Genomic DNA, 24141 nt, shown 5'->3' with positions numbered 1-24141 from the left:
CTCATCCTTTAACTGCGCCCTGACTGATTCCATCCAAAATAAATCTTTGGAAAATAAAGAAAAACACAAAAATCGGTAATGATAAAAGAATGGCGGCTGGAAGCAGCATAGGCCAGTCTTTCATCGATTCTCCAATATACCGGAACGCCTCTAACGGCAGGGTACGCTTTTTCCCGCTGTGTATCATGAGCATTGGAAGAAAAAAATCATTCCAAAAATTGAGCGCCAGCAAAACAATTATGGTAGAGGTGATAGGTTTCAGCATTGGAAATACAACTCTGAAAAAAATCTGAAAACTATTACAGCCGTCAATTCTGGCAGCTTCCTCAATGGATACCGGAACATTTTTAATAAAGCCATGGTAAAGGAAAATGGTAAAAGGTGTCTGATAACCGATATAAATGAGGATCATCCCTATCAATGAATCCGTTAAACCAACCGAGCTCATTTGAGTCATTAATGGAACCATAATAACACTGATGGGTATCAACATAGTCGAAATCATCAGATAAAACAAAACCGCTGACAGCCTCGTTTTTACACGTACCATTTTATATGCTGCCATAGAACCAAAGATCAGAATAAAAGGGAGCGGCGTTAATGTGGTAATCATAGAATTTCTGAATTTAACCATGTAATTCATTCCCTTAAACACTTTTACATAATTTTCGAAATGCCATTCAGACGGAAGATTAAATGGCGTTTTATAGATATCCCCATAGCTTTTAACAGAGTTTATAAAAACCAAAATAACCGGAGCAATAAATATGATGCCAAGTAAAACAATGGCCGTCTCCAATACAATTTGATATTTTTTGTTTTTTCTCATCTTTACCTCCTCAATGGTACCCTTAATGCTCCACTTCTTTTTTCTTCAAAACCAGCAGTTCCAGCATCGTAATTACAAAAATGATGAGAAACAGCACAATTCCTTTCGCGCAGGCATAACCGTATCTGGAATACTGATAAGCAGTAGAATACATATTCATGGCTAAAGTTTCCGTGGTACTGGAAGGTCCTCCTCCTGTCAGAACATAAGGAAGATCAAAGCTCTTCAGGGAATACAGCGTGATCCAAAAAACACAGATCACAACAGACGGCATCAAAAGCGGAAGTTTTATCCTGAAAAACAAGTTCAGGCGGCTGCAGCCATCTATGGATGCGGCTTCCAGCAGGGACTGGTCTATTGCATTAATTCCCGCCACATAAATAATCATCAGATATCCTGATGTTACCCAGGCTGTTACAATAAATAAAACCAGCCTTGCATGAAAGGTATTACCAAACCAATCAATATTAATAAAATTCCATCCTGTAGTTTTAGCTAAACCGGCTGTGGCGGTTGAAAATATAAACATCCAGATCATAGCCGTAACCACCAGCGAAATCACATTGGGCGCGAAAAAGACAGTACGCATGATGCCGCCAACTTTTAAGTCTTTGGAACTCAGCAGCTCCGCTAAGAAAACTGCAATTATATTGATAAAAATGATATTAGTAAACGTGTAAATTAATGTATAGCCAAAGGCTCCTCTGAAAAATGAATCGTGAAACAAATCAACAAAGTTACGCAGCCCAACAAAAACCGGATGATTGGAGACACCGTCCCAATCATATAAAGAATAGCTGATACCATTCCATAAAGGCAGGTGAACAAAAATAAACACAAACACGATTGCCGGAAGGGAAAACAGTAATAGTTCCAGATTCTGTCGTATATTTTTTTTCTGTATCCTCATATTTTCCTTCATTCCTCTCTAAAAAAGGGTACAAAAAGGGAAGGCGAATTCGCCTTCCCTCAATTTTCATGTTACTGGGCGAAATTTTCCCATTCCTGGCTTATCGTTTCAATTACTTCATCCTTAGTTTTATTGCCTAAGATAAAATCATCCTGTATTGAAGGAAATTTAGCAAACAGTTCCGCGGGAGCCAGGCTCTTTCCCCATGGAGCAATACGTTCTTTATTCTCCATCAGTTTCAAACCATCTTCCAGAATCTGAATGCTGGGATCAGCGGGAGCAACGCCTTCAATAGGCGCAATACAGAGAAAATCTGTATTATACCACTCTTTAACCCAATCATCCGTTACGAGCCAGTTCACAAATTCCAGAGCCTCCTCCTCATTCCCGGTATCCTTACCTACAAATATAGTTCTGGCCGCATATTGTGTATAAATTTTAGCATCCGCAGGGTCTTCCGACAGCGGCAGATACATAATACCAATATTGGTATCCGGATTTATCAGCCTGGCAGCCGGTTCTGCCCAGTCTCCCTGCACGATCATGCCTACTTCACCGTCAGCCAGCATCTGATACTGCATCGTAGAATCTGAGTTAAATGGATTCTGCTGGCAGTTATCTTTTACAATTTCAATTAAATCCAGAATTTTACCCAGCCATGTATCATCGGATACCTTGGCCTCTTTATTTGTATACTGCTCAAATCTGGCCTGTATCTCTTCATATGATCCAATATCATTGCCAAATGGATGATGCAGTAACTGCTGCCCAACCCATGCATCTTTAAAACCGGCTCCAAACGGAGTATATCCTGCCTTCTTTAACTGTTCACAGACTGCTTTTAATTCTGACAATGTTTCCGGATGTTCTGTAATACCGGCAGCTTCAAAAACATCTTTATTATATAAAAGCCCCCATACATTCGAATTAAAAGGCAGGGCAATCCGTTTTCCATCATATGTAATCATAGGAATTACATTCTCATCGATTTTATCCCACCAAGGCTCACCGCTCAAATCAAGAGCCGCATCTGCCCATTGTCCCATGGAAGGCCCGCTTTCCACACTCATAAACAGATCCGGAGTTTCCCCTGACGCGATCCTGCTTTTCAGCACCGTATATCTCGCATCCGCTTTCAATACTTCCTGCTCAAAGGTGATTTCCGGGTGCAGTTCAGAGTAATGATCCGTAAGCCTGACCATACTTTCATAGTAGGGAGAGTTCATCAAATGGACAAACTGCAAAGTGACTTTTTTCTTTTCTTTCCCCTCCAACTGGCTCTCCTGTTTAACAGCTTCGTCCTTCGCAGGCGCTTTGGCCTGTCCTTTTGGACTGCAGCCGGCACACAAGGCAGCCAGAGTAAGACAACACATGATTTTCTTCCATCTCTTTTTCATTCAACCTTACCTCCGCTTCACATATTTGATATCTTAATGATAAAAAAATGCATTGTCTTTTTATAGGATTTTTTTTACTATATATTAAATTTATTGACTTTTTTTGTGCAAAAATTATATTTACAAAGTTTTAATCTCTTTTTTTTATTCATTATGATACATATTTTGATATTCTCTCGGCGTCGTTCCGGTAATTCGCTTAAAAACCTGTGAAAAATAAGTATATTCATTGAACCCTACCATTCTGGCCACATCAGCGATTTTATTCTTAGGATCACGAAGCAGCTTTTTCGATTGTTCAATGCGGGTATTTGTAAGCAGTTCTGTAAAATTCTGATTCGTCTCTTTTTTCAGAAGGCGGCTAAGATAACTGGGATTCAAATAGAATCTCTTAGCAGTGCTGGTCAGCGTCACGTCCATACCATATTGTTCTTTAATAAATTCAATGACGCCTTCTGTCACCGGACTAAAATTCGCTTTCCAATCACTTTGTTTTAATTTTTTTAGATATACATCCATAAAATCTGTAATTTCACCGCGGTTTCTGCATTTATTGAGATCCTCTACAACCTTCTCCCGTTTATCAATCTGGTCCGACAGGCTTTTTTCAATGATCAGACAAATTTCTAATGCCAGCGCTTTTAAGTGCGTCAGTTCATCGGCTTCTTCCGGAAGAAATGCAGTCTCTTCTTCCTTAGGGCCCAATGCGTCAGCCGCATTTTTAACAACCTGGCATAGCTCATCGTCCCGGATAGGTTTTAGTAAAAAATCAAAGGCTCCAAACCTTAATGCCTGTCTGGCATATTCAAACTCGGAATACCCGGTTATAAAGATAACTTTGCAGTTTTTATTTGTTTGACGGATTTTTTCAATTAATTCAATGCCTGTCAATCCCGGCATACGTATATCAGATATAACAATTTCCGGCCTGACAGCTTGAAACAAGGCAAGACCGTCAACTCCATTGCCGGCGCTTCCCGCTAAAGTACAGTTTAGCATCTCCCAATTGATTAATGCCAGTGACCGTCTCAGCATCAGATTATCGTCTATAATTATAACTTTAAACATACTTTAACCATCCTCCTATTCTTTAAAAGGAATAGTAATGTCTACTTTTGTCCCCTTATTTCCGCTCACTACTTTTACGCCATACTCTTTACCATATAATATTTGAATTCTTTTCTGCACACTTTTTATTCCTATATGGATATGGGATGCTTTACCGTTTTCCATTATATTTTCAGTTTTTTCAATATCTCCGTCATTAATTTCTTCCAGTTTTTCCTGTGGAATTCCTTTTCCATTATCACTAATGGTTATTCTGATATCTCCATTTAGCTTTTCTGCCCTTATTTTAATCACTCCGCAGCCGATTATGTCTTCTAAACCATGCATTATCGCATTTTCAACAATCGGCTGTAAAATCAGTTTAGGCACTTTAGCTGAATACAATTCCGGAGCAATATCGAATATAATTGTCAGCCGCTCCCCCATATTAAGTTTTTGTATTTCCAAATATTTTTTGATATATGAAATCTCTTCTTCCAACGAAAACATAGTTTCTTCCGGACGAATCCCTTCACGTAAAAGATCCCCCAGCAGACAAGTCGCATCACTGATCTCTCTCTCGCCCTGCAATTTAGCCATACTGCTGATCGTTTCCAATGTGTTATATAAAAAATGAGGATTTATGTACGATTGAAGCGCATTATATTCAAATTGAATCGCCTTGACTTCCAATTCCCGCTGTTTTATCTGACTGTTATAATTGACCTCTATTAAACTTTGTATCTTTTGGGACATTTTATTAAATTCAACCATAATATCAGAAATCTCATCCTGTTCTTTTGGTATTTCTATTTTTTTATACCGGTCAATATTAAAATCTTTTATATGCGCTATCAATTTATTTATATTTTTTGTCATGGACTTGGTCAAATAACCTATGGTAAGGGATGCAGCCAAAATCGTAGCTGCACAGATTAAAGCTATGGTCTTCCCAAGTTTCCCGATATCGGTAAGGATATCCTCTTCTTTCAAAATATAATACAGATCAATTCCCAAGTTCTTCAAAGAATTGGAATAAACCAAATACTTATTATCCTCATAAATCAGTTCCTCTTCCTTTTCTCCCTGCTGTTCAGAAAAAATTTCTATAATCTCAGACTGTGGTCTCATTGATTCCGAGCACACAACTCCATTCTGGTCGCATAACACCACGGTTTGGCCTTCCCGGTAATCGTCTCCCAGGCAGTCTTCTATCAGTTGATCTAAATTAATTTCTGTAATCTGGGTACCGACAATTTTATACTGCCAATCCGCTGCTACGACAGCTTGTTGTAATATCAAAGCATTCTCATCACTGGCATACCATTTACTGCCCCTTTTTTCATCTCCATAGCTGATCCTTTCAAAAGCGGCGGCCAGCCGCTCTCCCTGTTCTTTATTCTGCAGAAAACGGCTTGGTTCAAAAACATCGCCTTCCTTTGTATATAAAATACTGGAAGACACATATGGATTCGTAATATAATATTCCAGGTATGATGTCATTTGGTGTGACAGAGAGACCTTATCCCCCATTTCCACTAATTCATTTCCCACATTATAATTCCACATGGCATTAAACTGCCGCTCAGATATATCTTCTAATTCCCTGCTTATATTATCAGCCAGCTGCTTGCATATATTGCTGCTTGAAACTTTTGCATTATGAATAATAATACTTGAAGCAATCAAATAACTCATCAGACAAATTATAAGGGCCGAGACAATGGTTATTGTCATCATTGCAGTCATCAACCTGGTTCTTATTGAATATCTCTTATTCTTCCGCATGATAATATTCCTTTTTGTGAACAGACTATGTAACAGCTAAGACTTTAAAATCTTTTCTGCTGTTCGGTTATTGTGGGGTGAAAATGGCATCAGGCAGACATGAAAATAGAAAATGTGGTTATGACCTGATATAGAATATATTATCTGAGGCAACTGATGATTGCAAGGTATTAAATAGTTTTTTAGTTCTTAAATTAAAAATATATGAAAGGGGCCGTCTCCCGACAGCCCCTTATAAAAGTTTGTAACTCACGCCGGAACAATCCCGGCCGGAACGATGGACTAAAACCATGGAAACAGGGCTTTCATCCCCCGCCAATCCGTTTCAACGCCTTAACAGCCAAAACCAGCACATATACAAATCCCCCCAGCAGCAGCAAATTGATAACCGTAATGGCAAAATCCGCCATAAGCTGTCCTCCTACTAAAAAGCACAGAAAAAGCCCGGCCACTAAAACCACCAGAATCCCAATAAAAATCCGTCGGACAGAGCTCTTCTTTCCAGGCGCCTGTGATTCACTCACCGCTGCCTCCGCTGCCTCCTCTGTCTCCATGCCAGCTTCTGCCGTCATCCCTGCCAGCTCATCTAAGCTGACACCCAGAATCCCGGCCAATTGGGCCAGGTTTTTCGTGCTGGGAGAGGATTGGCCGTTTTCCCATTTGGTCACAGCCTGGCGGCTCACGCCCAGTTGTTCCGCTAATTGTTCCTGGGACAGATGTGCTCTCTTTCTGTAAATCTGAATCTGCGTACCCAATGACATAGTCTCACCTCCAACTTAAACCGTCCCTATACTAAAGTAGCATAGGGACGGTCATCCGTCTACCAACCCCGTGGCAACTATTGGTTGCAAAAGGGTTATTTCACCCTTCCAGGCTTAGGGAAATAGCGGAACTGTACTTTCGCGATAATTTTACTCTCAGGCACATAAGGATCCGCCCAGCCCCTTGCGTCGGCGGAAAGGTTCCGGTTGTCTCCCATCATAAAATAACAGCCTTCCGGTATTTCAAAATGCAGATTTTCCAGTGGATCCATATCCTCTTTCAGGTACGGTTCCTCCAGAGGTGTGTCCGAACCATTGATATACACATGGCCATCCTTGATATCCAAAGTTTCTCCGGGCAGGCCGATGATGCGCTTCACATAATGGATTTCTTCTCCCGCAGGGCCATTTTCATGGTCAAAGATCACGATATCACCGCGTTCCGGCTCTCCAAACCGGTACGACAGCCTGGATCCTATGATCCGGTCTCCCGGCATAATCGTATTCTCCATGGAACCGGAAGGCACTATGCTGTTAGCGATCAAAAAATGATTGACCAGAAACGCGATGACAGCCGCCGCCAGTATTATCTTAATCCATTCCCATATTTCCTTTTTCCAGTTCATCTTCTCTTCATTCATAATTAATCCCTCTTACTTCTCTGCTGTCCTTCTTCATCTTTTAAAAGAAACTATGAAATCACCGCCCGGAGCAATTTTTCCAAATCAAACCGGCCTTTTTCCAAAAATATCTCTTCCAGCCGTTTCAGATTCAAGTCCGAATGTTCCACTTCCTTGGAATACCGGTGGGCGATTTCCACCATATCTTCGAGTTCCAAACGTTTTTTGCTCTCCTGCCAGAATGCCCGGGCCATTTCCCGGATCAGCAGCGTGCTGACAGCCGCCAGTTTTATTTTGGCAAATGGGCGGCCATCGTATACAGCGCCACAGAAATAGGTGAATATGAAATACACCATCAATTGTTCACCCCAGAGCTGCCACTGCGCCAGATACCCCTCATCCATGGAGAGTTCCCTTTCAAATGCCTTTCCGGCACTCTCATATGCCTCCGGCCCCTCAGCAAACAGACTGCGGGCCAGCCTGTTTTTGTAAGCCGGCCAGTCCTGTTTCAGCACTTCCAGCTCATCCAGAACCTGAAACATCTGTTTCATGATCCCATACCGTTTCTGCCCGTCAATAAAATACCCCTGAAGCTTCTTTTCGAACGCCTCCCCGGCTCCTTCTCTCTGATACCGCATGAGCAGGCTGTCCACAGAAAACAATTCCGACCTGCTGATCCTCCTCTGAAGATCATGGGCCAGGGCTAAAACCATCGCAGCCCTTGTTTCAAATCTCATCGCCCGGTTCTGCATCAAAGCGATCATCACATCCCTGGCGTCCGTCAGTTTTGTGTACAGTAAAAAGTCAAACTCTGGGTATTCTTCCTGCCCCGGCCCCTCTTTTGTGAGAAAATGAACCGGTTCTTCACACCCCAGAATCAGCCTGGCCGCTTCCATACAGGACAGGGACAGGGATATCTCCCGGCATCCCTCGAATTCTTCCATATGTCTCGGATAATTGCGGCAGGTCCGGCAGAGCATCTTAGGCCCCGCCTCTGTATAGATATCGCATAAGTTGTCTTCATTCAAAAAAGCGCATCTTCTGCGGTACTGTTTAAAGCTGGATTCCTTCCAATCGATGGAATTGTGGAGCCGGTTCCCAAATGCGCCTCTCATGTTCCGGTACTTTTCCAGCGTCTTTTCGTCTATCATAATCTGCCATCCCGCGCAGCAGGTATCCTCACAGCCTGACGCGGTGCAGCGAAATTTGTTATAATAATGTGGTACTGTATATATCATGTTCTATCTCCAAAAAAGGAACGGCGCCCCTGTATATCAGGCGCCATTCCCTCAATTTAGTGTTTGGGGGCTCGCTTTTTAGTTCTCAGAAACAGGAGGGAGCGTTCCGCTCATCAAATGCGGCAGGTTCTCCCTGACCTTTTCCCTGGGCCAGTCCCACCATTTCAATAAAAGCAGTTTCCGGATTTTTTCGTCGTCGTATCTTTTTTTAATTGGTCTGGCAGGAACTCCGCCCACAATCGTATAGGGAGGAACATCCTTGGTAACCACTGCCCTGGTTCCTATGACGGCCCCGTCCCCAATGCGGACGCCGGACATGATTACCGCCTCATATCCGATCCAGACGTCATTTCCGATCACAATATCGCCCTTGTTGTCCCAGGCCTCTGTCACATGCTCAGGCCCTAACTCCCATTCTTCCCAAAACAGGGGGAACGGATAGGTGGACAGGGACTTCATGGTGTGGTTTGCGCTGGTAAACAAAAATTTCGCTCCACAGGCAATGGAACAATATTTCCCGATTATCAGCTTATCTCTATTAATAGGATAATGATACAGCACATTATTTTTTTCAAATAATGTGGGATCATTGACAAAATCGTTATACATCGTGTACTCCCCAACAATAATATTGGGGCCTGTTATCACATTTTTTAAATAAACCGTCTCTCTATCGATGGTTCTTGGATAGATTGCATTAGCTGGAATAGTCATTTAAGTCCTCCATACCGAAGCGTTTTGCACCGCTTCTGATTTTTAATGATTTTTTATCTGTTAACTATTCCAGCTTGGGCAATGCAGAGTTTCACCTTTATCACCTTCCTTTCTAATAGGATATCATTATTTTCTAAAACTTTAAAGTTCTTTTATAAAAATGCTATAGAAATGCTATAAAAATTTCAGACCCGTAATCCTCATTCTTTGGTATACTTTTATACTATAACTGCAGCGAATGGAGGACATATGATACTGAACTTATTAGCTTATATTATAATTCCCGGTTATACCATACTGTTTGTAAAGGGCTATAACTGGTTTACCACCAACTTTTCCGTCATCGGCAATATTATCCACAGAAAAGACGCCTTTGTCCTATGGGGAATCCTGGTAGGCGCCTATTTTTATTATACCCTTAACGCCATTGTCCGGCGGATGAAAGAAAAACCGGGAGGAACTTTTTTAATCCCGTTCTCTCTCGGCCTTCTATTTTGTGCCATCACCACGCCCTATCTGCCGGATGAACTGCCGTTAAAATCATTTCTCCATATTATATTCGCATTTTTGGCTGCCGCCTGCCTGGTCTTCTGCCTGTTTTTAATCATATGGCAGCTCTGGCAGACGGAACCGGAAACTTACAGGCCCTGCATGAAAGCGCTTCTTGGCATCACGGCCGGATCGGGATTTCTGCTGGTTCTTGTGGGAATTGTCAGCAGCGCCCTGGAAATCTTTTTCACCATCTCCACCGTGATACTGGTGCGCCGTCTGCTTCGCCTTCTCTCCCAGGGAGAAATCTCCTGCAAAAAAACGGCCGCAGAAAACGGAACACGTCATTGAAAACAGATTTCAAACAGGCGTTCAACCACACTCCGGCACAGAATCCGGTATCAGGACGGAAACGCAAAAAAACGGCGGTGGAACTGCAGGTACAGCACCACCAATCCGCTGATCACTAAAAAACTGTAAAAACTGATGCCCCTGGCCATGAGCATGACCGGAAGGACCTGCCCCGGGGTAAAAAGACTTCCGAATAAAATCAGGAAACTGCTCTCCGACGCCCCAACCGATCCTGGAAGAGGAACCGCCGATACGGCCAGGCTGAGAACCGCCTGCATCATCAAAAAGCGGTGAACCGGCACCTGGGCCAGCCCCAAAGCCAGACAGGCACAATAGGAACTGAGATATAAAAAGGTGAGCTGCAGGAACGTATAGACCATCACCTTTAAAAATACCAACGGATTTGATCTGAGATAAACCCCGCCCTGGGAATATTCCTCCATCAGCTCTTCCATTCTGGCAGCCGCCTTTTCCCGGTCCTTCACCAAATGCAGCCGGTGCAGAACAGACAGAACCTTTAAAACCCCCTTCTCCACCGGCCTCCTGCTAAAGATCACCGCGAGAATAAACAGGGCCGCCAGCCCATTGGCCAGAATTCCCAAAAGGATCAGCCAATGGATAATGGAAGGCAGCCCTTTGATGTACTGGTAGTTTATAAAAATGGACAGAGTTCCGTAGACCAGAACCGCCATCTGGTAACAAGCCGTCACGGTCAGCAGGGTAAATGTGGACTGGGCCCCATTTAACCCGTCTCTGGTCATATAATAGAACTGCATGGGCTGGCCTCCCGTGGCAGACGGGGTGATGGAGCTGAAATAAAAACCGGCGAAAGAATACTGCCATGCCCTGGACCACGGAATCCGGCGCCTGAAAATCCGCAGGAGCCCCCGTATAATTGCCGCTTCACATAATGTAAACAGGCACATAAATCCGATTCCGGCCGCCGCAAACCACAGGTTTGCCCCCTTGATCACGCTTCTGATCTCCGAAACGGAACTGTCCTTAAAGAGCACAAAAAACGTAACGCCTGCCAGAGCAGCCATTATCACGGCATATATGATCATTCGTTTCCAGTTCATCTGTTTTTGTTCCATATGTACCTCATTTCCGTCAAACAGGAAGGACAAAGCGGTATCCTTCCTCCTTTAATTCAGGAATAATACGCTTTAACGCTTCCAAGGTCTTTAAGGGAGCGCCCGCCGCTCCGCCGCTGTTTTCTCCTCCGTCGTGCAGGCAGATCACCGACTGGTCCTTCACCCGCTCCATGCATTTTCTATAGATGGAATCGGCTGTCGCCCGCTTTTCCCAATCTTCTGCCATCACATCCCAAAGAACCATTTTCATCCCATATTTTTTTACATAATACCAGGAAAACAGGTTGGTCAGCCCCCAGGGAGGACGGTAAAAGATCTGCCCAATCCCATATTCCGTCATAAATCTATGGCCTTCTTTCAAATCGCGCCTTGTGTAAAACCAGCTCCGCAGCATCGCATTCTGATGATCCACGGAATGGAATCCCACCACATGGCCTTCTCCGATCATCCGCTCTATGATATCCCGGTTTTTCACCGCTTCCCGCGCCACCGTAAAAAAGACCGCCTTAACATCCTGTTCTTTCAAATAATCCAGAATAAGTCCGGTATATCGGGAATCCGGCCCGTCATCAAAGGTGAGCATTACCGTTCCCAAAATCCCGGTCTTTTTCATCACATAGGGATTCCATCTTTTGTTGTAAACCGCCGGAATGAGGGAATGCAGCGCAAATACCCCGGCAGCCCCGGCTCCAAATGCTGCCATCCTGCCCGCCTTCATATCACACATGCCTCCTCATTTTTACAGCCCACACAGGATAAAATATGGTCGATGATGCCCTGGTCGTACTGCTGTTTTAACTGCTTTACATTCCTTTTCATGCTGTTTAAAAGGTTGTCATCCTTCATGATCTGATCGATTTCCCGGACGCAGACTTCCGGGTTTTTCTTTAAAATGATCCCGATTCCATTTCTTACGATAAAACCGGTATTGTTGATCTCCTGCTGGAGGAACGGCTCAAAAACTAAAATCGGAGTACCTGAGTGGATCGTCTCAAACAAGGTGATGCCGCCGGGCTTTGATATGACCACATCGGCTTCCTGCATATAACGGTACACCTCATCCGTATATCCGATCACCTGGATATTCTCATATCTTCCGTGAAGTTTGTTATAGATTTCCTTGTTTTTTCCGGTGATAACCGTCACCTTCATATGGCCGCAGGCGTTCAGTTCTTCATAAAATCCGGGGTCTTCCGGAAGGATTCCCAGACCGCCGCCCATGATCAGAATCTGTTTTACCCCGCTGCTTTTTGCAGACCGCTTCTCTCCTTCATCGAATTCAGGGCTGACCGGAATCCCATAAACACAGATCCTGCGGCTTTCCACCCCTTTTTTCACCAAACCAAATTTCACATTCCTGGACGGAACCAGATAACAGTCCGTATTGGCGTTAATCCATTCAGAATGACTGCTGATATCCGTAATGCAGGTGATGAGAGGTATCCTGTCTCCGGTCCTGCTTTTATACCAGGACACGATCTGGGAGCAGATGGGCAGGGTGGAGAGCACCGCATCCGGCTTCTCCTCTTCCAAAAGCTGTTTCATTTTCTTTAAAAAATACGGCAGAAATGCGGGCCTTAAATCAGGGCCTTTCTTTTCCATCCGGTTATAATAACTGTTATAAGCACCGCTGCAATGAGTCACCATCAATCCAAACGCCTGGTAAACGCCATTGGAGCAGGCCGGAAATACATATTCGAACAAATCCAGAATGGCTGCTTCCGCCTGTGGATTCGCCTTTTGGACTTGTTTCGCAAGTGAATGGGCCGCTGAAAAATGCCCCATGCCAAATTTGCCTGTCATAATAAGGATTTTCATGTTCATACCTCATTTCATTCAGATACTATGGTTATAGTATGAACCTTAAATCTTTATATTTGGCTGTAAAATTTCTAAAGTTTTCTTCAGAATTTCCTATTTTGGAAGTATAGGCAGACAGATAACCGCCTGAAACCGGTAATTTTTGCTTCTATACGTAAAACTTCCACCCATTTTTTCAATAATTTTCTGAGACGCTTTAATTCCGATCCCGTAGCTTTCCACCTCGATCTCCTCTTCCCTCATGGGATTTTCCTGGATCAGGCGCATATACCCTCCCTCCAGGCGGACCCAAAATTCCACAGTTTCTTCCTTCACTGCATATTTTCCCACATTTGTACCCAGATTGTCAAATACTCTTCTCAACTGGGCTACTTCTGCCTGAAGGGAAAAAGGCTGTTCCACCTCATAATGAAGTTTTGTTTTAAATCCCCGTTCCTCCAGGGCCTCCAAAAGATCTCCTAAAAGCTGGACGATCAGTTCATTTCCATCGTAGACCTCCGACTTGTCCGGCGACGCTTCCCATACCGCATAGGAATAGGAGAACAGATCATCCATCAGTTTTTTCATGTGATATGCCTGGCTCTTGGCTTTTTTCATATAGTTTTCCGCCTGTTCGCCGGAACATTTTTTATCGGTTATCATGTCCAGATAAAAGAGGACAGAGGTGAGGGGCGTCCGGATGTCGTGGGACAAGGAGGTGATCATCTCGTCCCGCTCCCGCTGGATCCTGTCCTTCTGCTCGATTTCCCGGTGCAGGCTGTCGCTCATCTGGTTGATGGTGTGGGCCAGGGAATAGAGTTCATCTCTGCCGCACTCCGGGATCCTGTATTCCTCGGTGCCGTCTTCCAGAATCCTGATCCCCTTTTCAATCCTGGTTATATATTTTAACTTTTTTCTGACCAGCATGAGAAATACAGCCACAAAACAGGAGGCCGTCACTCCTGTGCTGAAAATCAGGATCAACGTCCGGTATCTGACTTCAAAATAGGCCCTCACTGCAATCTCGCCGTCTCCATCGGAAAATGACACCGGATAACTGAGGGACTGGTCGTGCCTGTAGGCATACCCCAGTTGAAGTTCCCTCCCCCTGCTCTCCCTGTCCATCGTGGTATAGCAGATCTTTCCATCCTTATATACGGTGAGGAATACATACCAATTGTCGTAATTCCAGTTTTCAATCCGCTCCAAGTCCCCGATGGCCACATCATTGTCATCGATGTAATTTTGGAAATCTTCCACCACGCTGCGGATATGCCTCTGGTAGTAATTTTTGTGGTCCATGAGTATGCCCACAACCGCATTCAGCCCGTTAAACACAACCGCCTGGCACACGAAAGCGGCCAGGGCGGAAATAATCACATAATAAAGAAATGCCAGACTGAGGCGGGAAGGGTTTAAAATTTTCGATAATAGTTTATTCAATATAATACCCTCTTCCCCACATGGTTTTGATGTATTCAGGATTCTGCGGGTCTTTCTCAATCTTTTTCCGGATGTTCCGGATATGTACCATCACATTGTTGTTGGCAGAATAAAAATAAGGCTCTTTCCACACGCTTTCATAGATATTTTCAGAGGAAAATACCTTTCTCCTGTTTTCCATCATCAAAACCAGAATCCCATATTCCCTGGCGGTCAGATAGACTTCCTTTCCCTCCAGCGTGACCGTTCTGGTATCCTTATCCACCGCCAGTTCACCCAGGCAGAGCCTGCTGCTGTTTGAGACAGTCCCCTTCCCCTGATAGACACAGTACCTGCGGATCAGGGATTTCACCCGGGACAGCAGTTCGGAATAGGAAAATGGTTTGGTCAGATAGTCATCTCCCCCGGCAGAAAATCCCATGGCTTTATCCGAATCCTGCATCTTCGCTGTCAGAAACAGGATCGGGGCCATGGTCTTCTGCCGGATCTCGGCGCAGGCCACATAGCCGGATTTCAGCGGCATCATAACGTCCAGAATGATCAGGTCAATGGTCTCATCCGCCAGCCGGACCGCTTCGTCCCCGTCGGAGGCGGTTATCACCTCATATCCCTCTCCTGTTAAAAGTATCTGCAGAATCTCGATGATATCCTGACTGTCATCGGCAATCAGAACCTTCTGTCCCATGCTGCCACCTCCTTTATATGCCTATTGTAACCCAGACAGGACTTTTTTGAAAGACCTGAAAAAAATGGTCACCGTAACGCATACGGCGCAGAAGTCGGCAATCGGTTCCGCCAGAAATACGCCGAAAACCTGGTTTTCCATAAACTGCGGAAGGATGAAGATCAGCGGAATCAGCAGAATTACCTTACGAAGCAGAGCCAGGAACACGGAAACCTTGGCATTTCCCAGGGCAATAAAAGTCTGCTGGCAGGCAAGCTGGGCGCCAAACAACAGGGATACGGCCATGTAAATGTGAATCGCCCATGAGCTGTACTCGATGAGCGCCGCATCGCTGGAAAAAATCAATATAAATACCTTAGGACAGAACATGCACACCGCCCACAAGAGAGTGGCATAGGACACGCTGGAGATCAGCAGGAGCTGGAACGCCTTTTTCACCCGTTCTCCATTTCTGGCGCCGTAGTTAAAGCTGATAATCGGCTGGGCTCCCTGGGTCAGACCCTGAAGGGGAAGCAGGGAAAACTGCATCACGCTGGTGAGTATGGTCATAGCTCCCACCGCAATATCGCCGCCGTATTTTAACAGGGAAGCGTTGAAGCAGACGGATAAAATACTCTCAGTGAACATCATAATAAACGGAGAAAGCCCCAAAGCGAGACACGGCACCACGATCTTGCGGTCCAGCCTCAAATTCTTTCTCTTAATTTTCAGCAGGCTCTTTTCGGAAGTCAGGAATTTCACAACCCAGATGGAGGAAACCGCCTGTGAAAGAATCGTCGCCAATGCGGCTCCTCTGACGCCCATATGGAATCCAAAGATAAAAATCGGATCCAGAATGATATTGCAGACCGCGCCGATCAGCACCGTATACATGCTGGTTTTTGCATATCCCTGCGCCGTGATGAATGCGTTCAGACCCAGAGCAAGCTGCACAAACAGGGTTCCCACGGAATAGATCTGCATATAAGCCCACGCATAGGGGATTGTATTTTCACTGGCTCCAAACAGCATTAAAATAGGTTTGCCGAATACCAAAAATACACCGGTCAAAATGATGGCAATCCCCACCAGCATAGTGGTACAGTTTCCCAGTATCTTTTCCGCCCCTTCATTGTCATTCTGCCCCATCATGATAGAAGAACGGGGCGCGCCTCCCATGCTGACAAAGGATGCGAATGCGGCGATGGCCATAATAATCGGCATGGTTACGCCCACGCCGGTCAATGCAGCCGTGCCCACTTCCGGTATATGCCCGATATACATACGGTCTACCATATTATACATTACATTGATGATCTGGGCTGTGATGGCCGGAACTGCAAGCTGAAACAGCAGTTTCCCCACTTTTTCCGTCCCCAGGTTCGTCTCTTTTCCCTTTACTGAACTCATTTCATTTCACTCCTTTTAACATTTCATCTAAATTCTGATTCATAACGGAAGTAGCCCGGTCCATGGCCGCCAGGTCCTCCTCCGTAACCCCCTTTTGGAGCTGTTTTATAAATTCCCGTTTACAGCTTTGCAGCCTCTTAACCACATCGTCGCTCTGCTTTGTCAGAATCAAATGGATCAGCCGCCGGTCCTTCGTATCTTTTTCAGTTTTTATAAAACCTTTGTTATACAAAGATTCCACCGATTTCGCCACCAGTCCTTTAGATATGTTCTTATAAAACGCGATATCCGAAGCGCTGTCCATTCCAGGGTTATTGGATAAAAACATCATCACTTCGATTTCATTGGGCGTAAAATGGTATTCTTCCACCGCCTGGTAACATATCTTGCGGTAAACCTTGTTTACCTTAGCAAAATGAATAAAGTATCCTTCCTGTATTTTGTACATATCAACCTCGATTCTGCCGTGGAGGCGGCATTTATTAATGGTAATTTTTCTCGTTTGATGGGGATTTATAGTTCTTTTTTAAACAGTTCAAAAGTGAATTGTTCAAAAATGAATTATATAACAGTATATGTGGGATGTCAAGAAAGTTTATTGAGGGGATTTGGGGGGATTTTTCCGCAGGATTTAGGTATTACCGGAAGTTACGATGGATCACGGCTGGGGATTTCCTGCGCTGGAAATGATTTTAAAGCAAAGGGTGAAGGCATTTTTGAAAAAGCCTTCACGCTTCATGTAAATATTCTTTTAACCCAAGCCATAGAAAACCAGCAGCATCCCCAGAAACACCAAATTCGCCCCGGTAAACACCAGCAGATACCTACCTCTCTTTTCCGGGAACTCCCTCGCCACATATTTATAAGAAATCAAACTTGCCATGGACGCGATCAAGGTCCCCAGCCCGCCCAGGTTTGTCCCGATTATCAGCGCTTTCCACTGATCCGTGAACCCGGATAACAACAGGGCCGCAGGCACATTGCTGATGACCTGGCTGGAAACCACTGCGGTGATCACTTCATTTCCGGTGACCATCCGGCTGATGAATTCATAAAAGGCCGGAACCCGCTTCATGTTCCCGATAAAGATAAAAAATCCTGTAAATGTCAATAACAAAGAATAATCCACACGACAAAAGAGTTGCCTGTCAACCGCCAAAATTGATATGACCACCAAAATCAGCAGCGCCTGCCACGGAATCATCTGCGCAACCGATCCGATGCAGGCAAAGAATAACAGAAGGTAAGTCAGGAAAGCTCTGCCCAATCCCGGGTCTGCCTCCGGTTCCCGTTTTAAGGAAACCATTTCAATCTCCTTATTCCTGACTGCCATCAGCCATGCAAGCAGAAGAACCAACGCCACCGCCGCAAACGGAACCATCAGCCTTATGAAACCCGCAGGCGGGATTCCCGATAACGAATAGAGATATAAATTCTGGGGATTCCCTATGGGCGTCACCATACTCCCCAGATTAGCCGCAATTGTCTGCATCACGACGACCGGAACCAGCAGTTCTTCCAATGCTGCCATTTTAAGCACCGTGATGGCAAACGGTACAAATGTGATCAAAGCCACGTCATTGGTTATGACCATGCTGGAAAAGAAACACAGAACCACCAGAATAAACGCCACCTGCCGGCTGCCTTTCACCTGTTTTAACAGCCCTTCCCCAATCCTGTGAAATATGCCTAAACTCTGAAATCCCGCCATAACCGTCATAAGGCAGAACAATAATGCCAGCGTTTTATAATCCGTATATGTAATATAAGTCCTGTCCGGCGCTACCAAAAACATGGACAGCACCGCCAAAAGCAGAGCCGCCGACAGCACCGCCTCCCGCCTGATAAAAGTAATAATTTTCGCCTTCATCGCTCTTTATGATTTCCTCCCTTTTTCTTCCATTCCAGATTATATCACCTTTTGTGATTTTGTCACTGAAAATATTTCGTTTTTCCCCTATACTCATTCACATAGAAAAAAGAAATGGGGTCATAAGTGATGAAATACAAAGCAATTGTAAATCAGGATGAATGTGTAGCCTGCGGCGCATGTGTTAAGGTGTGTCCGCGAAAGGCCATCAGTATCTATAAAGGAATCTTCGCAGCCGTCGATTTCGCAGCCTGTGTCGGGTGCGGGCTGTGTGTCGGCACATGTCCGGCCAGCGTAATAGAAAAAACAGAGGTGAACAGTTGATGAAACAAAAACATTGGTATGATTATTTATGGATTGCTTCTCTTTTATATTTGATTTTAGGATTTTTTAACATCCTCTTCGCATGGCTGGGGCTGATCTGTTTTTTAGTCCCCCTCGGAATCTCCATCATTGGCGGCAATAAATCCTACTGTAACCGGTACTGCGGGCGGGGCCAGTTATTTCAGCTTTTAGGCGGAAAGCTGAAACTCTCCAGAAATAAGCCGATTCCTCCATTTCTCCGGTCCAAATGGTTCCGTTACGGGTTTCTGGCGTTTTTTATGACCATGTTCCTGAATATGATCTTTTCCACCTATCTGGTGTTCGCAGGCGCAAAAACCCTGAAGGAAGTGGTTACCCTCCTTTGGACCTTTAAAGTGCCTTGGCATTTTGCAGGCACAGCTTTGGATGTCCCCCATTGGGTGCAGCAGTTTTCCTTTGGATTTTACAGCGTAATGCTGACCTCAACCATTTTAGGTACCATCACCATGCTGCTGTTCCGGCCCCGTTCCTGGTGTGTCTACTGCCCGATGGGAACCATGACGCAGATGATCTGCAAAGCCAGACATCATGACAGCCAAACGAAATGATCTGGTCAAATGACCGGGTCAAACGATCAGGTCATAACTTTCTGCAATCATCCGTTTGATATCCTGTCCGGGAATCGTGCCGTCTAAAATCAGGGAATTCCAATGATTTTTGTTCATATGATAAGCAGGCACCACTGATTCCCAGGCATTTCTCCAGAATTCAATCCACTCGGGGCTGCATTTTACATTCACCCAGACAGCCCCTTCTCTTTCATATATGTATGCAAAACATTTCTTGTTCTTCCGGTATCTCATGACCGTCCAGTTTTCATCGTGGAACGGGTAGTCCTCATATACGTCCGCCAGTGTTTTGCAGTAAGTAATTACTTCTTCTCTTGTCTTCATACTTTCTTCCTTTTTTCCCTTTCCTCTGTTATAATACCCCCATAAACATATGGAATCAAGGGGGGAACTGCCATGCCAAATACCATGTTTTTCAGTCTGCTGCTCAATATCGGCCTTTTGGTGTTAATCGCCACACTGCTGACCAAAATCCCCGTCGTCCGCCGCCTTCTGCTGGAGGGCAATAATTCCGTAAGCTGCCGTGTCGCGCTGGCCTTGATTTTCGGCGCTGTGAGCATCATTTCCACCTATACCGGGGTCAGGGCGCAGGGAGCGATTGTCAATACACGGGTTATCGGGGTTTTGGCCGCCGGACTGCTGGGCGGGCCCTATGTGGGAATGGGGGCTGCTGTCATCGGCGGAGCTCACCGCTATCTTTTCGATATTGGGGGATTTACAGCCGTATCCTGCGCGGTTTCCACATTTTTTGAGGGGCTGATCGGTTCCGCATTTTCCAGAAGGTTCCGCAGGGGGAAACTGGACAGTACCGGGATCTTTCTCATCACAGCCCTGGCGGAAATCGGCCAGATGGTCATCATTCTACTGATTTCAAAGCCATTTTCCGCCGCCCTTCAACTGGTGGAACTGATCGCATTTCCCATGATTGTCATGAATTCCCTGGGCATGGTCATATTTATCGGCACATTCAATATGGTATTTATTGAAGAGGACAGCGAATTCGCAGGTAAAATGCGTCTGGCTTTAAGCATTGCGGATAAAAGCCTTCCCCACCTCAGGCAGGGACTTCACAGCAGGAAACATATCGAAGATACGGTGAAAATCATCTACGATTCCATCACCTGTGACGCCGTAATGATCACAGATGACAAAAAGGTGCTGGCATTTTGTTCCGATGGGAAACATGAAGGGATTCAATCAGATGCAGTTCTGACACCGATTCTGAACTCCATACAGAATTGTCAGACCACCACTTTTTCACAGGCGGACAGAGACGACCCGCTCTACCCGTATTTAAAAAACCATACCATCATCGTGGCCCCCCTCATTGAACTGGACAATCCTATCGGCAGCCTGACCATGGTCGTAAAAAAACAATGGCACAGCGCCCAGGCCAATATCAGCTTTGTGGACGAACTTGCCAAATTATTCTCAACCCAGCTTGAGCTTTCCGATCTGGATTATCAAAAACGGCTCAGGAGGAAGGCGGAATTTAAAGCCCTGCAGTCCCAGGTGAATCCGCATTTCCTCTATAATGCGCTGAATACCATCTCCTATGTCTGCCGGGAAAATCCCGACAGGGCCCGGGAACTTTTGCTCACCCTGTCCACCTATTACAGGCAGACCCTTGAAAATGACCGTTATATGCTGAATCTGCACACGGAACTTTTTCATGTAAAGAGCTACCTGGAACTGGAAATGGCCCGCTTTGAGGAAAAACTTCAGGTGGAAATCCAGGTATCCGAAGATTTAAATTGTATGGTCCCGTCATTCATCCTTCAGCCTTTAGTGGAAAATGCGATTCGTTATGGGGCGGATAAATCAGGCCGCCGTTTTGTCCGGATCAGCGCCGCTCTGGCCGAAAATGGCACCGAAATCGCAGTAGAAGACCACGGCTTTGGTTTTCCGGAAGAGGTGATACAAAATCTCTATTCCGGAAAAAGCGAAAAAGGGGTGGGCCTGGAAAATGTACATAAACGTTTAAAAAGCATCTATGGCGGGGAACACGGCCTGCGGATTGAGAGTTCGGCCGCCGGATCAAAGGTCAGCTTTCTGATCCCGCAAGATCCTGATGATACTGATACCGGAGAAATCATGCCGGAAAACAAGGAAAACCTGGAGTGTGCAGCATGGAGGAATTGATATGAAAATTGCAGTTATTGACGACGAACGGCCTGCCCGCCGGGAACTGATCCATCAAATTCTGGAACATGTGCCCGACAGCGATATTATGGAGGCGGACAGCGGGGCCGGTGCGCTGGAACTGTTGAGCGCCCAGTCCTTTGACCTGCTGTTCATCGATATTAATTTGAATGATATGGAGGGCACCACCCTGGCGGCGGCGGCCCAGAAAATGATGCCCAAAGCCCAGATTGTATTCGCCACCGCATACTCCCAATACGCGGTGAAAGCATTTGAACTGGGAGTGAGCAACTATATATTGAAGCCATTTGATCCTGAACGGGTAAAACGTGTGCTGGAAAAATGCCGAAAAGAGATGGAGGCCCCCAGGACGCCTCTTCTCCAGTCCGATAAACTGGCCATCAATACCAATAAGAAGATTCTGCTGGTGGACATCCATCAGATTGTCTACCTGGAAACCGAGGGCCGGGGCTGCATCATCCATACCGCGGCCGGGGATTATACGGATAATCAGCTTTTGGGAGAATTCGAGAAAAAACTGGCCTCCCACAGCTTCTACCGCATCCATAAGAGTTATCTGGTCAATTTAAACTATATATCGGAGCTGTTCCCCTGGGCCAACAACAGCCTGGCCGTCAAAATGCAGGGCTTCGAGCAGAACATCCTGCCGGTCAGCAGAGATAAAGTTAAAAATCTGCGCCAGCTTCTCGGGGTTTAACCCCTTACCATTCATTCATGGATTCCTGCATTTTGTGCACATAGCACTACTGTTCATGTAAAATCTATTTTCTTTTGTCTATTATTCTATATAATGGGGCTATAAAGAAAAGGAACAGCAGAAAATGAACAGGAGGTATTGAGTATGGTAAGTTTCTTTGTTTGTCTGGCAATTTTAATTGTGGGGTTTATGGTTTACAGCAAAATCGCTGAAAAGGTATTCGGTCCGGACGACAGAAAACCGCCGGCATTGACTATGACGGACGGCAGCGATTACGTTCCCATGGGAACTCCCCGCATCTTTTTGATCCAGCTTTTGAACATCGCCGGTTTAGGCCCGATCTTCGGAGCGCTGGCAGGCGCCTGCTGGGGGCCCAGCGTATTCTTATGGATCACCTTCGGCACGCTTTTAGGCGGAGGCGTTCACGATTACATGGTGGGAATGATGTCCATGAGACACAAAGGCGCCAGCGTTTCCGAACTGACGGGAACTTATCTGGGCAGCACCATGAAGCAGGTAATGAGGGTATTTTCCGTGGTGCTTCTGGTTTTGGTAGGCGTCAGCTTCTCCACAGGCCCGGCAAATCTGCTGGCCATGCTGACCCCCAACGTGCTGGATACAAAATTCTGGCTGGCTGTGGTTTTAATCTATTATTTTATCGCAACATTTGTTCCCATTGATAAGGTAATCGGTAAAATTTATCCGTTCTTTGGCATTTGTCTGATCGTGATGGCCCTTGGCGTAGGCGGCGCTATCATCCTCGGCGGATATACCATTCCTGAGATTACTTTGGAAAACCTGCATCCTTCAAATACACCAATCTGGCCTACCATGTTCATTTCTGTAGCATGCGGCGCCATCTCAGGTTTCCATGCAACCCAGTCACCGCTTATGGCCCGCTGCTTAACCAACGAAAAAGACGGCCGAAGAGTTTTCTACGGCGCTATGGTGGCAGAAGGCGTTATCGCTTTAATCTGGGCTGCGGCAGGCGTAGCTTTCTACAATGGAACCGGCGGCCTTTTAACTGCACTGGGCAACGGACAATCCAGCGTTGTTTACGAAATCTGCTTTAAGCTTTTAGGCCCGGTAGGCGCTGTAATCGCAATGATCGGCGTAATCGCCTGTCCTATTTCTTCTGCGGACACCGCTTACAGAAGCGCCCGTTTAACCCTGGCCGACTGGTTTAAAATCGACCAGAAACCGATTAAAAACCGTTTGCTTTTAACAATTCCACTGTTAGCAGTGGGATCTGTCCTGACCCAGGTGGACGTTCAGGTTGTATGGAGATATTTCTCCTGGAGCAACCAGACATTAGCCATGATCGCCCTGTGGTCTGCAAGTGTTTACTTATTCCGCAGAAAACGGTTCTACTGGATGACCGCACTTCCTGCAACTTTTATGTCGGCAGTATCCTGTACCTACATATTGATGGCCAAAGAGGGCTTCCAGCTCTCCACTTCCATCGCTTATCCGGCAGGAATCCTGTTTGCAGCGGTATGCCTTGGAACGTTTGTATTCACTTGTGTGCTGGGCAGAGGCAAAAATGCTCAGGCGGCTTCCATGGAGGAGGAGTATTCCGTTTAATTTTTGGAGTTAATTTAGTGGGAGTTACGCAGGAAAGCGGGAGGAGGGGAGGAACAGAGGGACGGATTTTTGGAAGGGGCCGGGCCGGGCCGGGGGGCATCCGTCGGGGATGAAAGCCATCTGGAAACCGTTAGTGAAACTTAGGCTCCAGGGATGGAAAAAGACGGGCAGAAACTGAAAACCAAATCAGTTTCTGAGATGCCCACTGAACGGTAAAGTCCCATAAAGAGTTTACCGTGAATGGGCATCGGACCGTCTTTTTGTAAGCGATACAAAACAAACCGTAGTGCAAAATAATAGCTGTCATGGTATACTCTCCATGGCAGCTTATCTTCTTTTT

The 24141-nt window shown here is 45.5% G+C and carries 25 protein-coding genes; 6 read left to right on the top strand and 19 right to left on the bottom strand.

Annotation, left to right across the window (positions count from 1 at the left end; all coding sequences use genetic code 11):
- Nucleotide 1: 1 nt before the first annotated feature.
- The 9 genes from GPL15_RS03960 to GPL15_RS03920 all read right to left on the bottom strand — a co-directional run bounded on the left by GPL15_RS03960 (nucleotide 2) and on the right by GPL15_RS03920 (nucleotide 9304).
- Nucleotides 2–829, bottom strand: a complete 828-nt coding sequence (locus tag GPL15_RS03960; RefSeq protein WP_215696244.1) for a carbohydrate ABC transporter permease — start codon at nucleotides 827–829, stop codon at nucleotides 2–4.
- Between the two features lie 22 nt (nucleotides 830–851).
- Nucleotides 852–1739 (bottom strand): sugar ABC transporter permease, encoded by an 888-nt coding sequence (locus GPL15_RS03955; RefSeq protein ID WP_215696243.1) that lies wholly within the window; start codon nucleotides 1737–1739, stop codon nucleotides 852–854.
- A gap of 71 nt (nucleotides 1740–1810) precedes the next feature.
- Nucleotides 1811–3136: an ABC transporter substrate-binding protein gene (locus tag GPL15_RS03950; RefSeq protein ID WP_215696242.1), complete on the bottom strand. Its 1326-nt coding sequence runs from the start codon at nucleotides 3134–3136 to the stop codon at nucleotides 1811–1813.
- Between the two features lie 144 nt (nucleotides 3137–3280).
- Complete coding sequence (locus GPL15_RS03945; RefSeq protein WP_215696241.1) at nucleotides 3281–4204, bottom strand: response regulator; 924 nt, start codon at nucleotides 4202–4204, stop codon at nucleotides 3281–3283.
- Between the two features lie 15 nt (nucleotides 4205–4219).
- Entirely contained in the window at nucleotides 4220–5971 is a 1752-nt protein-coding gene (locus tag GPL15_RS03940; protein ID WP_215696239.1) for a sensor histidine kinase, read from the bottom strand.
- Between the two features lie 305 nt (nucleotides 5972–6276).
- The gene (locus GPL15_RS03935; protein ID WP_215696237.1) at nucleotides 6277–6732 is read right to left on the bottom strand and encodes a helix-turn-helix transcriptional regulator; all 456 of its coding nucleotides are present in this window, start codon (nucleotides 6730–6732) and stop codon (nucleotides 6277–6279) included.
- Between the two features lie 95 nt (nucleotides 6733–6827).
- Nucleotides 6828–7373 carry a signal peptidase I gene (gene lepB / locus GPL15_RS03930; protein ID WP_215696236.1) on the bottom strand — a complete coding sequence of 182 codons (546 nt, stop codon included), beginning with the start codon at nucleotides 7371–7373 and terminating at the stop codon, nucleotides 6828–6830.
- A gap of 50 nt (nucleotides 7374–7423) precedes the next feature.
- Nucleotides 7424–8590 (bottom strand): flagellin lysine-N-methylase, encoded by a 1167-nt coding sequence (gene fliB, locus GPL15_RS03925; protein WP_215696234.1) that lies wholly within the window; start codon nucleotides 8588–8590, stop codon nucleotides 7424–7426.
- Between the two features lie 78 nt (nucleotides 8591–8668).
- Nucleotides 8669–9304, bottom strand: a complete 636-nt coding sequence (locus GPL15_RS03920) for a CatB-related O-acetyltransferase (protein WP_215696232.1) — start codon at nucleotides 9302–9304, stop codon at nucleotides 8669–8671.
- 249 nt (nucleotides 9305–9553) lie between these two features.
- On the opposite strand from GPL15_RS03920, the gene GPL15_RS03915 reads away from it, so the two are divergent.
- Nucleotides 9554–10144 (top strand): hypothetical protein, encoded by a 591-nt coding sequence (locus GPL15_RS03915; RefSeq protein WP_215696230.1) that lies wholly within the window; start codon nucleotides 9554–9556, stop codon nucleotides 10142–10144.
- A 50-nt stretch (nucleotides 10145–10194) separates the two neighbouring features.
- On the opposite strand, the gene GPL15_RS03910 is transcribed toward GPL15_RS03915, so the two are convergent.
- The 8 genes from GPL15_RS03910 to GPL15_RS03875 form a co-directional block, all read right to left on the bottom strand.
- The gene (locus tag GPL15_RS03910) at nucleotides 10195–11238 is read right to left on the bottom strand and encodes a lysylphosphatidylglycerol synthase transmembrane domain-containing protein (protein WP_215696228.1); all 1044 of its coding nucleotides are present in this window, start codon (nucleotides 11236–11238) and stop codon (nucleotides 10195–10197) included.
- 16 nt (nucleotides 11239–11254) lie between these two features.
- Nucleotides 11255–11956 carry a polysaccharide deacetylase family protein gene (locus GPL15_RS03905; protein WP_252198079.1) on the bottom strand — a complete coding sequence of 234 codons (702 nt, stop codon included), beginning with the start codon at nucleotides 11954–11956 and terminating at the stop codon, nucleotides 11255–11257.
- On the bottom strand, nucleotides 11953–13056 hold the full coding sequence (locus GPL15_RS03900) for a glycosyltransferase (protein WP_215696227.1): 1104 nt from the start codon (nucleotides 13054–13056) through the stop codon (nucleotides 11953–11955). Before GPL15_RS03900 ends, GPL15_RS03905 begins: the two co-directional genes overlap by 4 nt.
- 96 nt (nucleotides 13057–13152) lie before the next feature.
- Nucleotides 13153–14481 carry a HAMP domain-containing sensor histidine kinase gene (locus GPL15_RS03895; protein ID WP_215696225.1) on the bottom strand — a complete coding sequence of 443 codons (1329 nt, stop codon included), beginning with the start codon at nucleotides 14479–14481 and terminating at the stop codon, nucleotides 13153–13155.
- Nucleotides 14474–15166 (bottom strand): response regulator transcription factor, encoded by a 693-nt coding sequence (locus GPL15_RS03890; protein WP_215696224.1) that lies wholly within the window; start codon nucleotides 15164–15166, stop codon nucleotides 14474–14476. Before GPL15_RS03890 ends, GPL15_RS03895 begins: the two co-directional genes overlap by 8 nt.
- A gap of 21 nt (nucleotides 15167–15187) precedes the next feature.
- Nucleotides 15188–16555, bottom strand: a complete 1368-nt coding sequence (locus tag GPL15_RS03885) for an MATE family efflux transporter (protein ID WP_215696222.1) — start codon at nucleotides 16553–16555, stop codon at nucleotides 15188–15190.
- A gap of 1 nt (nucleotide 16556) precedes the next feature.
- The gene (locus GPL15_RS03880; protein ID WP_215696220.1) at nucleotides 16557–17003 is read right to left on the bottom strand and encodes a MarR family winged helix-turn-helix transcriptional regulator; all 447 of its coding nucleotides are present in this window, start codon (nucleotides 17001–17003) and stop codon (nucleotides 16557–16559) included.
- 303 nt (nucleotides 17004–17306) lie between these two features.
- A complete protein-coding gene (locus tag GPL15_RS03875; protein ID WP_215696219.1) occupies nucleotides 17307–18425 on the bottom strand; it encodes an SLC13 family permease in 1119 nt (372 codons plus the stop codon).
- Between the two features lie 129 nt (nucleotides 18426–18554).
- On the opposite strand from GPL15_RS03875, the gene GPL15_RS03870 reads away from it, so the two are divergent.
- Both GPL15_RS03870 and GPL15_RS03865 read left to right on the top strand, forming a co-directional pair.
- Complete coding sequence (locus GPL15_RS03870) at nucleotides 18555–18749, top strand: 4Fe-4S dicluster domain-containing protein (protein ID WP_215696217.1); 195 nt, start codon at nucleotides 18555–18557, stop codon at nucleotides 18747–18749.
- Nucleotides 18749–19336, top strand: a complete 588-nt coding sequence (locus GPL15_RS03865) for a 4Fe-4S binding protein (protein ID WP_215696215.1) — start codon at nucleotides 18749–18751, stop codon at nucleotides 19334–19336. The genes GPL15_RS03870 and GPL15_RS03865 overlap by 1 nt, the downstream gene beginning before the upstream one ends.
- Nucleotides 19337–19354: 18 nt before the next feature.
- Here GPL15_RS03865 and GPL15_RS03860 read toward each other — a convergent pair whose 3' ends face one another.
- Nucleotides 19355–19681: an MmcQ/YjbR family DNA-binding protein gene (locus GPL15_RS03860; protein WP_215696213.1), complete on the bottom strand. Its 327-nt coding sequence runs from the start codon at nucleotides 19679–19681 to the stop codon at nucleotides 19355–19357.
- 72 nt (nucleotides 19682–19753) lie between these two features.
- Between GPL15_RS03860 and GPL15_RS03855 the strand changes: the two genes are divergently transcribed.
- The 3 genes from GPL15_RS03855 to GPL15_RS03845 all read left to right on the top strand — a co-directional run bounded on the left by GPL15_RS03855 (nucleotide 19754) and on the right by GPL15_RS03845 (nucleotide 23801).
- Nucleotides 19754–21499 (top strand): LytS/YhcK type 5TM receptor domain-containing protein, encoded by a 1746-nt coding sequence (locus GPL15_RS03855; RefSeq protein WP_215696211.1) that lies wholly within the window; start codon nucleotides 19754–19756, stop codon nucleotides 21497–21499.
- A 1-nt stretch (nucleotide 21500) separates the two neighbouring features.
- Entirely contained in the window at nucleotides 21501–22217 is a 717-nt protein-coding gene (locus GPL15_RS03850; RefSeq protein ID WP_215696209.1) for a LytTR family DNA-binding domain-containing protein, read from the top strand.
- Between the two features lie 144 nt (nucleotides 22218–22361).
- Nucleotides 22362–23801 carry a carbon starvation CstA family protein gene (locus GPL15_RS03845; protein WP_215696207.1) on the top strand — a complete coding sequence of 480 codons (1440 nt, stop codon included), beginning with the start codon at nucleotides 22362–22364 and terminating at the stop codon, nucleotides 23799–23801.
- A gap of 140 nt (nucleotides 23802–23941) precedes the next feature.
- On the opposite strand, the gene GPL15_RS03840 is transcribed toward GPL15_RS03845, so the two are convergent.
- Nucleotides 23942–24141 (bottom strand): hypothetical protein (locus GPL15_RS03840; protein WP_215696205.1); only part of this gene is annotated, 200 nt, incomplete at its 5' end.

This window comes from Clostridium sp. MCC353, from assembly GCF_018785315.1.
Taxonomy (GTDB): domain Bacteria; phylum Bacillota; class Clostridia; order Lachnospirales; family Lachnospiraceae; genus CHH4-2.
This window is presented reverse-complemented; position numbering and strand designations above follow the sequence as displayed.